The sequence below is a fragment of the Lapillicoccus jejuensis genome, assembly GCF_006715055.1.
Taxonomy (GTDB): domain Bacteria; phylum Actinomycetota; class Actinomycetes; order Actinomycetales; family Dermatophilaceae; genus Lapillicoccus; species Lapillicoccus jejuensis.
On the sequence record NZ_VFMN01000001.1, the window covers coordinates 2154681 to 2166901 of the forward strand.

12 protein-coding genes and 1 riboswitch are annotated in these 12221 nt (G+C 73.1%); of the genes, 9 read left to right on the top strand and 3 right to left on the bottom strand.

What is annotated here, in order from left to right; all coding sequences use genetic code 11:
- Window positions 1–10: 10 nt before the first annotated feature.
- From FB458_RS10280 to FB458_RS21305, 6 genes are all read left to right on the top strand, one after another.
- On the top strand, window positions 11–712 hold the full coding sequence (locus FB458_RS10280; protein WP_281286091.1) for a hypothetical protein: 702 nt from the start codon (window positions 11–13) through the stop codon (window positions 710–712).
- 123 nt (window positions 713–835) lie between these two features.
- Entirely contained in the window at window positions 836–1540 is a 705-nt protein-coding gene (locus FB458_RS10285; protein WP_211356003.1) for a pentapeptide repeat-containing protein, read from the top strand.
- 31 nt (window positions 1541–1571) lie between these two features.
- The gene (pdxH, locus tag FB458_RS10290; protein ID WP_246061155.1) at window positions 1572–2306 is read left to right on the top strand and encodes a pyridoxamine 5'-phosphate oxidase; all 735 of its coding nucleotides are present in this window, start codon (window positions 1572–1574) and stop codon (window positions 2304–2306) included.
- Window positions 2307–2643: 337 nt separating this feature from the next.
- Window positions 2644–3885: an MFS transporter gene (locus FB458_RS10295; RefSeq protein ID WP_141848410.1), complete on the top strand. Its 1242-nt coding sequence runs from the start codon at window positions 2644–2646 to the stop codon at window positions 3883–3885.
- A 4-nt stretch (window positions 3886–3889) separates the two neighbouring features.
- Complete coding sequence (locus FB458_RS10300; protein ID WP_141848411.1) at window positions 3890–4588, top strand: iron-dependent transcriptional repressor DtxR; 699 nt, start codon at window positions 3890–3892, stop codon at window positions 4586–4588.
- A gap of 346 nt (window positions 4589–4934) precedes the next feature.
- Window positions 4935–5114: riboswitch (cyclic di-AMP (ydaO/yuaA leader) on the top strand.
- Window positions 5115–5975, top strand: coding sequence for a C40 family peptidase (locus FB458_RS21305; RefSeq protein WP_170185630.1), 861 nt, complete (start codon window positions 5115–5117; stop codon window positions 5973–5975).
- Between the two features lie 92 nt (window positions 5976–6067).
- Here the strand turns inward: FB458_RS21305 and FB458_RS10310 are convergent, their stop codons facing one another.
- Both FB458_RS10310 and FB458_RS10315 read right to left on the bottom strand, forming a co-directional pair.
- The gene (locus FB458_RS10310; protein ID WP_246061156.1) at window positions 6068–6349 is read right to left on the bottom strand and encodes a hypothetical protein; all 282 of its coding nucleotides are present in this window, start codon (window positions 6347–6349) and stop codon (window positions 6068–6070) included.
- 121 nt (window positions 6350–6470) lie between these two features.
- On the bottom strand, window positions 6471–7280 hold the full coding sequence (locus tag FB458_RS10315) for a DeoR/GlpR family DNA-binding transcription regulator (protein ID WP_141848412.1): 810 nt from the start codon (window positions 7278–7280) through the stop codon (window positions 6471–6473).
- Window positions 7281–7610: 330 nt separating this feature from the next.
- On the opposite strand from FB458_RS10315, the gene FB458_RS10320 reads away from it, so the two are divergent.
- The 3 genes from FB458_RS10320 to FB458_RS10330 are packed head-to-tail and all read left to right on the top strand — an operon-like array spanning window position 7611 to window position 10830.
- Window positions 7611–8978 (top strand): ABC transporter substrate-binding protein, encoded by a 1368-nt coding sequence (locus FB458_RS10320; RefSeq protein ID WP_141848413.1) that lies wholly within the window; start codon window positions 7611–7613, stop codon window positions 8976–8978.
- Entirely contained in the window at window positions 8978–9919 is a 942-nt protein-coding gene (locus tag FB458_RS10325) for a carbohydrate ABC transporter permease (protein ID WP_141848414.1), read from the top strand. Before FB458_RS10320 ends, FB458_RS10325 begins: the two co-directional genes overlap by 1 nt.
- Window positions 9916–10830, top strand: coding sequence for a carbohydrate ABC transporter permease (locus tag FB458_RS10330; protein WP_141848415.1), 915 nt, complete (start codon window positions 9916–9918; stop codon window positions 10828–10830). The genes FB458_RS10325 and FB458_RS10330 overlap by 4 nt, the downstream gene beginning before the upstream one ends.
- 158 nt (window positions 10831–10988) lie before the next feature.
- Here the strand turns inward: FB458_RS10330 and FB458_RS10335 are convergent, their stop codons facing one another.
- The gene (locus tag FB458_RS10335; protein ID WP_246061157.1) at window positions 10989–12200 is read right to left on the bottom strand and encodes an MFS transporter; all 1212 of its coding nucleotides are present in this window, start codon (window positions 12198–12200) and stop codon (window positions 10989–10991) included.
- Window positions 12201–12221 lie beyond the last annotated feature (21 nt).

Genomic DNA, 12221 nt, shown 5'->3' on the forward strand with positions numbered 1-12221 from the left:
GGAGCATCACATGCACGAGCACCACCACCACCGTCACCCCGGCCGCCCCGGCGGCCCGTTCGGCTTCGGCCCCGGCTCCGGACCCGGTTTCGGGCCCGGCGGCGGACCCCGCGGACCCGAGGGCGAGGGCCCGGGCGGTCCCGGCGGACCGCGCGGTCGCCGTCGCGGCGGTCCCTTCGGCCGTCCGGGCGGCTGGCAGCAGGCCGACCTGCCGTCGGCCGACGACGCGGCCGCCTGGTTCGCCGGGCGCCTGCCCGACGGCTGGTTCACCGGGCGACCGACCGTCAGCGTCGACCGCGAGGAGATCATCGTCGTCGGCGAGCTCCCGCCCGTCGACGCCGCCGAGGGGGAGTCGGCGACCGCGACCGCGCAGGGCCGGATCAGCCGGTTCCGCGAGGACACCCGCGACGAGCGGGTCGCCATCGCGCGCGAGGCCGAGCAGCGCTACGGCCGCAAGGTCGGCTGGGGGGCCCGGATCGGCGACGTCACCGAGGTCTTCACGACCCAGTCGGTCCCCGTCATGACCCGGCTGCGCCAGCCGCAGCGCCAGGTCCTCGACACCCTCGTCGACGCCGGCGTCGCCCGGTCGCGCTCCGAGGCGCTCGCCTGGGCCGTCGCCCTCGTCGGCCAGCACACCGAGGAGTGGCTCTCCGGCCTGCGCGAGGCCATGGCCGAGGTCGACAAGCTGCGCGCCGAGGGCCCCCAGGTCTGACCCACTCAGGGACGCGTCTTCTTGCTCCGAATGTGCCCGTTCTGACCTGGTTCTCGGCCAGGACTGGCGCATCGGAAGCAAGAAGACGTCCCCCTGTCGGCGGGGGTGGGCAGGATGGGCGCCGTGCCGAGCCGCCGTACGTCGTCCTCCGCCTCCTCCCGCGGCCGGTGGCCCCGGCAGCCGCCCGAGCCGCCGCGGGACCCGGGTCGCGAGGCCGACCTGGCCGACCTCGAGCCGGCGACCGACCTCGCCGAGGACGAGACCTACGACCGGGCGCTGCTGGCCGGCGCCGACCTCACGGGCGGGCGGGGCACCGGGTCGCGGTTCCTCGAGTGCGTGCTGCTCGACTGCGACCTCACCGACGCCGACCTGTCGCACGCGCGGCTGGCCGACACCGTCCTGCACCAGGTGCGGGGCACCGGCCTCGACCTCAGCCGCGCCCAGCTCGCGGACGTCTGGGTGACCCAGCCGCGGCTCGGCGCCGCGGCGGCGTACGACGGCTCGTGGCGCGGTGTGCGGGTGACCGGCGGCAAGCTCGACTACCTCAACCTGCGCGGCGCCCGGCTGCAGGACGTGTGGTTCGAGGACGTCGTCCTCGTCGAGCCCGACCTCGCCGGCGCCACCCTCACCCGTGTCTCCTTCGACGGCTGCGTCCTGCAGCGGCCGGAGCTGTCCGGGGCCCGGATGACCGACGTCGACCTCACCGGCGCCCGCCTCGAGAGCCCGCAGGGGCTGACCAGCCTGCGCGGGGCCACCATCAGCCGCCCGCAGCTCATCGACCTGTCCGACGCCCTCGCCCAGCAGCTCGGCATCCGCATCCAGGAGTGAGGCGCGCGCGGGCCCGTCCTAGCCTGGGCGGGTGAGCACCCCCGACTCCCCGCAGTCCGTCCTGCGCCACGACTACGCGGGGGAGGGTCTCGGCGAGGACCGGCTGGCCGACACCCCGTGGCAGCAGCTCGAGCGCTGGGTCGCCGAGGCCGACGAGCGGGCCCGCACCGCCGACGACGTCTACGAGCCGCGCGCCATCAGCATCGCCACCGTCGACGCGAGCGGCGCGCCGAACGTGCGCACCGTCCTGCTGCGCTTCCTCGACCCGCGCGGCCCCGGCTTCGTCAGCTCGTCCGACTCGGCCAAGGGCCTCGAGCTCGGTGGCGACCCGCGCGTCGCGGCCAACCTCGTCTGGCCGGCGATGTTCCGCGCGGTCCGCCTCCGCGGCGTCGTCGAGCGCATCGAGGAGGACGAGGTCGCGGCGTACTGGTCGAGCCGCCCCTACGGGTCGCGGATCAGCGCGTGGGCCTCGCACCAGTCGGCCCCGGTCGGCAGCCGCGCCGAGCTCGAGGAGCGGGTGGCCGAGCTCGAGCGGCGCTACCCGGACCACGGACGCCCGGACGACGTCCCCGTGCCCGAGACGTGGTGGGGCTACCGGATCCGGCCCCACGAGGTCGAGTTCTGGGCGGGCCGGCCGAGCCGGCTGCACGACCGGCTCGTCTTCACGGCCGTCGGCGCGGGGGGCGGCGCCGCGGCGCAGGACGTCGACCTGCACCCGTCCCTCGACGACCCGGCCGCCTGGTTGGTGGGGCGCCGCCAGCCCTGACGCGCCGCGGGGGCGTCGTCCGGGCGCCCGGGCCCGGGCACGGACAGGCCCGCGGACTGCCGGCTCGTCACCCCACGAAGGGCGGGAGCGCGGCGCACACCGGGACGAAGGTGTGGCGGCCCGCGGGCTGCAGCGACTGCTGGATCTGCGATCGCACGTCCGGTCGCCGGCTCAGGTGGCCAGCGGGAACGGCTGCGCTATCGCGCAGTCACCTCACGCGTCCAATGGGAACTCACTACTGGACCACCTCCCTTCTCGTGTCCTCCGACACTAAATCCGCTCCGGCGCCGCGACAACCCCTTTCTCCGACGACGGACGGCGCGCCTAAGGTCGACGGGTGAGCGGGGGGAGCGGACGGCCGGCGTCGGTCCGCGACCTGCGCCCGATCGCCCTCTCGGCGTACGGGCCCAGCGCCCTGTCCGCCATCGGCACCGGCGCGATCACCCCGGTCGTCGCCCTGAGCGCACGGCACCTCGGCGCCGGCGTCGGGTTGGCCGCCTTCATGGTCGCGCTGCTCGGCATCGGGCAGCTGCTCGGCGACCTCCCGGCGGGCGCGGTCGCGGCCCGGTTCGGCGAGCGCACGGCGCTCATCGGGGCGTGCGGCCTCGAGGCCCTCGGGATGCTGGGCAGCGCGCTCGCCCCGAACGTCGCCGTCCTGGCCGCCTCGGTCCTCGTGCTCGGCGTGTCCGCGTCCGTCTTCGGGCTGGCCCGCCAGGCCTACCTCACCGAGGTGGTGCCGGTCGCGCTGCGGGCGCGCGCCCTGTCGGTGCTCGGCGGCGTCAGCCGCATCGGCCTGTTCGTCGGTCCCTTCCTCGGGGCCGCGGCGGTGTCGCGGTGGGGGGTGGGGGCGGCGTACGGCGTCGGCCTGGCCTCCTCCGTCTCGGCACTCCTGCTGCTCCTCGTCGTCCCCGACCTCACCTCGGGGGAGCGGGCCGAGCAGCTGCGCGAACCGGGGCGCCGGTCCGTGCTCGCCGTCCTCGGCGAGCACCGGCGCACGCTGGCCACCCTGGGGGTCGGCGTGCTCTTCGTCTCCGGCGCGCGGGCCTGCCGCACCGCGGTCGTGCCGCTGTGGGCCCAGGCGGTCGGGCTGGACGCGACCCACACCAGCCTCGTCTTCGGCATCTCCGGCGCCGTCGACATGCTGCTGTTCTACCCGGGCGGCACGGTGATGGACCGGTTCGGCCGGGTCTTCGTCGTCGTGCCCAGCCTCGTCGTCCTCGGGATCGGCATGGCGCTGCTCCCGCTGACCGGGACGTTCGCGTGGGTCACCGCCGTCGCCACGCTGCTCGGGCTCGGCAACGGCATCGGCTCGGGGGTCGTCATGACGCTCGGCGCCGACGCCTCGCCCGACCGCGACCGGGCCCAGTTCCTCGGCGGGTGGCGGCTGATGTCCGACGCCGGCAACGCGGCGGGGCCGGCCCTGCTCTCGGCCGTGACGGTGGTGGCGCCGCTGGCGGTCGGCTGCGTGGCCCTCGGCGGGCTGGCCCTCGTCGGGGCCGGCTGGATGCGGGTCTGGGTGCCCCGCTTCGACCCCGTCTCGCGGCGCACCCTGGCGCGTCGGCGCGGGATGGGAGGATGACGGCGTGACGGACCTCATCGACACCACGGAGATGTACCTCAAGACCATCTTCGAGCTCGAGGAGGAGGGCATCACGCCGCTGCGGGCCCGGATCGCCGAGCGGCTCGGGCACTCGGGGCCCACGGTCTCGCAGACGGTGGCCCGGATGGAGCGCGACGGGCTGCTCACCGTCGCCGGCGACCGGCACCTCGAGCTGACCGACGACGGCCGGACCCTGGCCACCCGGGTCATGCGCAAGCACCGCCTCGCCGAGCGGCTGCTCGTCGACGTCATCGGCCTGGAGTGGGAGTTCGTCCACGACGAGGCGTGCCGGTGGGAGCACGTCATGAGCGAGCGCGTGGAGCGCAAGATCCTCGCGATGATCGAGGACCACCTCGTGTCGCCGTACGGCAACCCGATCCCGGGGCTCGACGAGCTGGGGGAGGCTCCCGGCGAGCCGTTCCTGCACGGCGTGAAGCCGCTGGTCGACCTGGCCTCGGCCCGGCCGACCACCGTCCTCGTGCGGCGCATCGGCGAGCCGCTCCAGGTCGACCACGAGGCCCTGACGCTGCTGACGAGCGCCGGCCTGCTGCCCGGCGAGCGGGTCGAGGTGACCCTCGAGGACGGGCGGGTCGTCGCGGTCCGCGAGGGGGCCGAGAAGGCCGAGGGCGTCTCGCTGCCGGTCGACGTCGCCGGTCACGTGTTCGCGGCGCCGGTGGCCTGACCCGGGCCGGTCCGAGGTCCGTCTCCCGCTCCTCGGCGGTTGCGCGCGCCAACTTCCCCGCGCCCGGGCGCAAGCGTGGGGCCGCACGTGGCCCGTGGCCACTTGGGGACACTCAGGGTCGTCCCGGAGAGCCGACAGGGGATCGGCAGCCACCCAGCCGGCCGGCGAGCGTCGTTATGGCCCCAGGGGACACGTCCCTGACCTGCGGCGATGCCAGGTGGAAGCGTTTACTTGGCCCTTCCGTGACCAGGGTGTGACATTTCCGAGACCTGTGCTGTAGCGTGTGCGCCACCTGGCCGAGACACGGTCAGGGTCCTCCCTGAGACGCCGAGTCCTGCCACTCGGGGACGGAATGGCACTGCAGCCATGGCAGGAGCGGGGGACCCACCGTTCTTCGGCCGTCTCGGACGGTCTTGGGGTGAAGTCCTCCAGCGGACCCGCGTGCGGGCCCCGTTGTAGGGCCGGGTGACTCTCAACCTCCACCCGAATCCGACAGCTCACCTCGTAGGCGCGAGAGGTCTGACACGTGGCTCGCAAGCACGCTGGGCGCCATCGCGCCCCCGGGTTCAACCCCCTGACTGAGATCGTCGACATCGCCGCGCACACCGCGCAGCCCGCCGTCAAGGCGTCGGCGGTCGTCGTCGCCTCCGGTGGCCTGCTGGCCACCTTCGCCCTGCCGGCCTCGGCCGCCCCGGCCGACACCGCCAGCGGTGCCGCCCTGGCCGCCGTGCAGCAGGCCCCGGCGCAGGCCCCGGCCGCCGCCGACGCCTCGGTGGGCTCGGTCGCGGCCGTCGCCGTCGCCGTCGCCGCCCCGGCGACCGCGACGAACGCGCCGACCTTCGGGGTCGTCGGGTTCACCGGCACCCCGGCCGCGGCGCCGGCACCGGCCATGACGATCAAGAAGATCGTCAAGCCCGCCCCGGCCCCCGCGCCGACGCGCACCGTCCGCGTCGCCCGCACGACGGTCGCGGCGACCGGCACGGGCACGACGAAGACCGCGACCCCCGCGCCGGCCCCCGCCGCCGCGCCGGCCGCTCCCGTCGCCGCTCCCCGCGGTGGCGTCCTCGGCGCGGCCGCCGCCCTCAGCGGCATCCCGTACGTGTACGGCGGCATCTCGACCTCCGGCGCCGACTGCTCGGGCTACACGAGCCTCGTCTTCCGCAGCCTCGGCATCACCCTGCCGCGCACGGCGGAGGCCCAGCGCCAGTTCGCCACCCCGGTCAGCTCCCCCCAGCCGGGCGACCTGATCTTCTTCGGCTTCCCGGCCTACCACGTCGGCATCTACGCCGGCGGCGGGATGATGTACGACAACCAGCGCCCGGGCACGACCAGCGGTCTGCACTCGATCTGGACGTACAACAACGTCAGCTACGGCCGCGTCGGCTGACCGACGCCCCAGCGCGCCGAGCACCACGTACGACGACGCCCGCACGGTTCCCACCGTGCGGGCGTCGCCGCGTCCGCGATCGACCGCCCGGCTCATCCCGACGGGGTGAGCCCGGTGAGCCAGGTCGCGGCGTCGAGCTCCTGGAGCAGCCCGTGGGCCGCGAGCTCGACGTCCTCGTGCCGCCACTCGGCGGCCCGGTAGAGGCAGGCGATGAGCCCCGAGCGGTGCACCCGGCGCAGGTCGCCGACGACGAAGGCGTACCGGGCCACGGTGTCGTCGGTGGCGCCGCGGGTCAGGGTGAGGTGCCGGGCGGCGTACCCCTGCCTGGAGTGCCGCTCGGGGTAGGCGTTGCGCGCGGCCGCATCGGGCTGCACCTCGCCCCCAGTCGCCGTCCAGCACGTCCTGGCGGGAGGCGACGAGGGCGCGCACGCGCTCCACCGCCGCGGGGTCGACGTCGTACGTCGCCCTGACCGTCCCCTACCCGGCGGGGCCCGTTCAGGCGCCGCGGGCGCGCCGGCGCGCGGCGGTCGAGCGCGCCGAGACGGTGACGACGCTGGTCACCCGGTCGGCCAGCTCGGCCCGCGCGTGCGGGACCAGGCCGTCGTCGGTGACGAGCAGGTCGATGCCCTCGAGCTCGAGGAAGCTGGACAGGCCGACCACGCCCCACTTGGTGTGGTCGGCCAGGACGCACACCTGGCGCGCCGAGGCCACGAGGGCGCGGTTGGTCTCGGCCTCGACGAGGTTGGGGGTGGTCAGCCCCGCGCCGGCGTCCAGGCCGTGGGTGCCGAGGAAGAGCCGGTCGACGTGCAGCCCGCGCAGCGCGCCGACGGCCACCGGGCCGACGAGGGCGTCGGACTTCGTGCGGATCCCCCCGGTGAGGATGACCGTCTGGCCGGGGGTCTGGGTCTCGTAGAGCAGCTGCGCCACCGGCGGGGAGTTGGTGACGACGGTGATGTCGGCGACGCCGCGCAGGCAGCGGGCGAGCTCGTACGTCGTCGTCCCGGCCGAGACCGCGACGGCCGCCCCGGGCTCGACGAGGGTCGCGGCGTGCGCGGCGATGGAGCGCTTCTGCAGGGTCATCAGCGAGGACTTGGCCACGAACCCGGGCTCGTGCGAGCTGAGCCGGCCGGCGGCCACCGCCCCGCCGTGGACCCGCTCGAGCAGACCGTCGCGGGCGAGGGCCTCGATGTCGCGGCGGACGGTCATGTCCGAGACGCCGAGGTCCTCGACGAGGTCGGAGACGCGCACGGCCCCGTGCTCCTCGAGCAGGACCTGGATGCGGTCGCGGCGCTGGCTGGCGAGCACGGGTCATCGTCCTCCGGGAAGGTGCTGCCGCGGGACCGGCACTGGTCGCATGGCCGCCAGTGTCGTGGCCGCCTCCCGAAAAAGTCAACACATTCCAACAGGACCGGTCAGCGGGCCACGGGCGGCCGGCGACGGGTGTGAACCGCTCCCGATGCGTCTGTCACGCAACGGTAACGACGCTCGACACGCACGATGTGAATCTGGCGCAGCATGTTGACAGGCGATCGATCGAGCGTCATTGTTCAGTCCGACCCTGATCGATCGTGTTCGTTTATGTGGCACGACGGGGTCCGACAGCCACCACGCTGCTTCACCGTCGAAGGAGTCCAGATGCCCCGCCCGTCCACCGAGGCCGAGTACCTCGCGAGCCTCGTCCCGCCGTCCGCCCGGGGCTTCTCCCGCCGGGCCCTCCTGCGCGGCGCCGTCGGCGCCGGCTCGCTGCTCGCCGTCCCGAGCCTCCTCGCCGCCTGCGGCAGCGGCGACGCCACGAGCTCGAGCGGCGCCTCCGGTGCGGCCACCAGCGGCGCGACGGGCACGGTGAGCCTCGGCTCCAACGGCTCCGACGCCGCCCCCAAGGCGGCGCTGCAGAGCGTCATCGACTCCTTCCAGAAGGCCAACAGCGGCCTGAGCGTGAAGATCAACACGATCGACCACAACACGTTCCAGGAGAACATCAACAACTACCTGCAGGGCTCGCCCGACGACGTCTTCACCTGGTTCTCGGGCTACCGGATGCGCTTCTTCGCCGCCCAGGGCCTGGCCGGCGACATCAGCGACGTCTGGCAGGGCAAGAGCAACATGAGCGACGCCCTCAAGGCGGCCTCGACGGGCGACGACGGCAAGCAGTACTTCATGCCCTCGACCAACTACCCCTGGGCGGTCTTCTACCGCAAGAGCCTCTGGTCCTCCAAGGGCTACGAGGTCCCCAAGACCCTCGACGACCTCAAGACCCTCGGCGCCCAGATGAAGAAGGACGGCCTCGACCCGATCGCCTTCGGCGACAAGGACGGCTGGCCGGCGATGGGCACCTTCGACCAGCTGAACATGCGGATCAACAGCTACGACTACCACGTCAGCCTCATGGCCGGGAAGGAGGACTGGAGCGGCGACAAGGTCAAGGCGGTCTTCAACACCTGGCGTGACATCCTCCCGCTGCACCAGAGCGACTCGCTCGGGCGCACCTGGCAGGAGGCGGCCCAGTCGCTGCAGCAGAAGAAGTCGGGGATGTACGTCCTCGGTGCCTTCGTCGCGCAGCAGTTCAGCAAGGGCGCCGAGCAGGACGACCTCGACTTCTTCACCTTCCCGGAAGTCGACTCGAACATCGGCACCGACGCCATCGAGGCGCCGATCGACGGCTTCATGATGGCCGCCTCCCCGAAGAACGAGGCCGGCGCCAAGAAGCTGCTGTCCTACTTCGGCTCGGCCGACGCCCAGAACATCTCGGTCAAGGCCGACCCGAGCGTCATCGCGACCGCGAGCGACGCCGACCAGAGCGGCTACACCGCGCTGCAGAAGAAGTCGGTCGAGTTCGTCAAGTCGGCCAAGCACATCTCGCAGTTCATGGACCGCGACACCCGCCCCGACTTCGCCTCGACGGTGATGATCCCGGCGATCCAGTCCTTCCTCAAGACGCCGACCGACGTCGACAACCTGGTCAAGAGCATCCAGCAGCAGAAGCTGAGCATCTTCACCAGCTGATGGCGACCGAGACCCCCACCATCGTCACGCCCCCGGCAGCGGGGTCGCGCAAGCGACCCCGCTACCGCGGCATCAACCAGCTGAGCGCGGTCGACCGCGTCGTCGTGGGGATCATGGTGGCCGTCCCCACGGCGCTCGTGGTGCTGCTCGTCTGGTTCCCGGCGGTCGGCTCCGTGCTGCTGTCCTTCACCAACTGGAACGGCATCGGCGACGTCAGCCGGGCCAAGTGGGTGGGTCTGAAGAACTACACCGACGTCGTCACGATCTACCCGCCGTTCGTCCCGGCCGTCGAGCACAACCTCATCTGGCTGCTCGTGATGTTCGCGCTCGCCACGCCGCTCGGCATGCTCATGGCCGTGCTGCTCGACCGCGAGCTCAAGGGCGGACGGATCTACCAGACCGCGTTCTACCTGCCGGTCGTGCTCTCGCTCGCGCTGGTCGGCTTCATCTGGCAGCTGATCTACAGCAAGGACCAGGGCCTAATCAACACCGTGACCGGCAGCCAGATCGACTGGTACGGCGACCAGAGCTACAACCTCTGGGCGGCCCTCGTCGCCGCGAGCTGGCGGCACATGGGCTACATCATGCTGCTCTACCTGGCCGGCCTGAAGGGCGTCGACCCCTCGCTGCGCGAGGCGGCCAAGGTCGACGGGGCGAGCGAGCGGGCGACGTTCTTCCGCATCGTCTTCCCGGTCATGCGCCCGATCAACATCATCGTCCTCGTCGTCACGGTCATCGAGTCGCTGCGCGCCTTCGACCTCGTGTGGGTCATCAACAAGGGCCGCAACGGGCTCGAGCTCATCGCGACCCTGGTCACCCAGAACATCGTCGGCGAGGCGAGCCGCATCGGCTTCGGCTCGGCCCTGGCGACGTTCATGCTGCTCATCTCGTCGGTCTTCATCGTCATCTACCTGCGCATCGTCATGAGGGAGGACCAGTGACCGCCGCCACCGCGACCACCGTGCGGACGGGGTCGGCGTCGGCCCGCCGTCCCAAGCCGGCGGCGAGGACGTCCCGGGTCGTGCTGTACGTCTTCCTCACCGTCCTGGCCGTGCTCTGGCTCTTCCCGGTGTTCTTCGCGGTCATCAGCTCGTTCCGCGACTACTCCTACACGGCCGAGCACGGGTACGTGTCCTTCGGCGGGTTCACGTTCCAGAACTACGTCCAGGCCTGGCAGCAGGCCGACTTCGGTCACAAGCTGCTCAACTCGGCGTACATCACCATCCCCGCCGTGATCCTCACCCTGTTCCTCTCGTGCTGCATCGCCTTCGTCGTCTCGCGGTTCGCCTTCAAGTGGAACCTCGCGCTGCTGGGGCTGTTCACGGCGGCGAACCTCCTTCCGCCGCAGGCGCTGCTCATCCCGGTCTACCGGATGTTCCGCGCCGTGCACGTGCCGCTCTGGGTGAGCGACTCGGGGACGCTGCTCAACAGCTACGTCGGCCTCATCGCGGTCAACGTCGCCTTCCAGACCGGCTTCTGCGCCTTCGTGCTGAGCAACTACATGAAGACGCTGCCGCGCGAGCTCTACGAGTCCGCGGTGGTCGACGGGGCGGGCGTCCTGCGCCAGTTCTTCCAGCTGACGCTGCCGCTGTGCCGGCCCCCGCTCGCGGCCCTGGCCACCCTCGAGGTGACCTGGATCTACAACGAGTTCTTCTGGGCGACGGTCCTGCTGCAGAGCGGCGACAAGTACCCCATCACGAGCGCGCTGAACAACCTGCGCGGTCAGTTCTTCACCGACAACAACCTCGTCGCCGCCGGCTCGGTGATCGTCGCCCTGCCGACGCTCGTCGTGTTCTTCGTGCTGCAGAAGCAGTTCGTCGCCGGCCTGACCCTCGGCGCCACCAAGGGCTGAGCCCTCCCGCTCCCTCCCCGCAGGACGCCGTACGACGCGCCCGCCGCCCACCCGGGCGGCGGGCGCGCTCGCGTCCCTGGGGTGGCGGCCGTGGGGCTCCGTACGGCGTCGTGCCGAGACCCTCGCCCGTCCCCCTGGGCGGCGGCGGGGGCGTGCCCTCAGTGGGGGGCGGGGCGGGTGCCGGCGGGTTCGCGCAGGGCGGGGACGAGCAGGAGGGCGGGCAGGACCAGGGCGCCGACGGCGGTGAGGGCCTTGAGGACGGTGACGTGGTCGCCGAGGTAGCCCAGGAACGGCGGGCCGAGGACGAAGGCGGTGTAGCCGATCGTCGCGACGACCGACACCCGGCCGGCGGCGCGCCGCGGGTCGTCGGCGGCGGCCGACATCCCGACCGGGAAGCCCAGCGACACCCCGAGCCCCCAGACCGCGGCGCCGACGTACGCCAGCGGGGCGGGGCCGAGCACGACCAGGACCGACCCGACGGCGGCGAGCCCCAGCGTCACCCGCAGGACGGGCACCCGGCCCCAGCGCTCGAGCCACGACGTGCCGACCCACCGACCGACGGTCATCGAGCCGAGGAACACGGCGAACGCGAGCACGCCGGCCCAGGTCGGGACGCCGTACCCCTCGTGGAAGGCGACCGAGACCCAGTCGTTGGCCGTGCCCTCGGTGAAGGCGGCGACGAGGACGACGAGGCCGATGACGAGCGTGCGCGGCTCGCTCCACGCGGCGAAGACCCCGCCGCGCGGGGTCTGCGCGTCCTGCGGCTGCGAGCCCGGGGCGACGTGCGGCAGGAACGTGCGCACCGACACGAGGCAGACGGCCAGCAGCACGACGGCGGCCAGCACGAAGTGCACGAGCAGCGGCACGTGCAGACCGGCCATCAGCGCCCCGAGCAGCGCGGCGAGCACCGTGCCGCCCGAGAACGCCGCGTGGAAGCGCGGCATGACGGCCACCTTCAGCAGCTGCTCGACGCGGGCGCCCTCGAGGTTCATCCCGACGTCCCAGATCCCGACGCACAGCCCGAGCGGCACGAGCCCGAGCCCGAGCAGCAGCCGCGAGTGGGCGAGCGTGACCCCCGCCCCCATGACGACCAGGCCCACGGTCACCCCGAGGACGCCGAGCACGACCGACGCGCGCGGCCCCAGCCGGTGCGAGATCCACCCGGACGCGAGCAGCCCGAGGACCGACCCGGCCGACCCCGCGACCAGGGTGGTCCCCAGCGCGCCGGGGGTCAGGCCCAGGGCGGCCTTGGCGTCGGGGATCCGCGACGCCCAGGTGGCGAAGGCCATCCCGTTGACGGCGAAGACGAGGAACACGGCACGACGGGCGGCGAGGACGCGGGTCCGCTCGACGGTGGGGGCGTCGGTCACCGGCCCAGGGTAGGCAGCCGG

What these genes read in the sequence shown, in the direction of transcription:
- FB458_RS10280 (WP_281286091.1), top strand. Translation starts at nt 11, where the DNA reads ATGCACGAGCACCACCACCACCGTCACCCCGGCCGCCCCGGCGGCCCG.
- FB458_RS10320 (WP_141848413.1), top strand. Translation starts at nt 7,611, where the DNA reads ATGCCCCGCCCGTCCACCGAGGCCGAGTACCTCGCGAGCCTCGTCCCG.
- FB458_RS10325 (WP_141848414.1), top strand. Translation starts at nt 8,978, where the DNA reads ATGGCGACCGAGACCCCCACCATCGTCACGCCCCCGGCAGCGGGGTCG.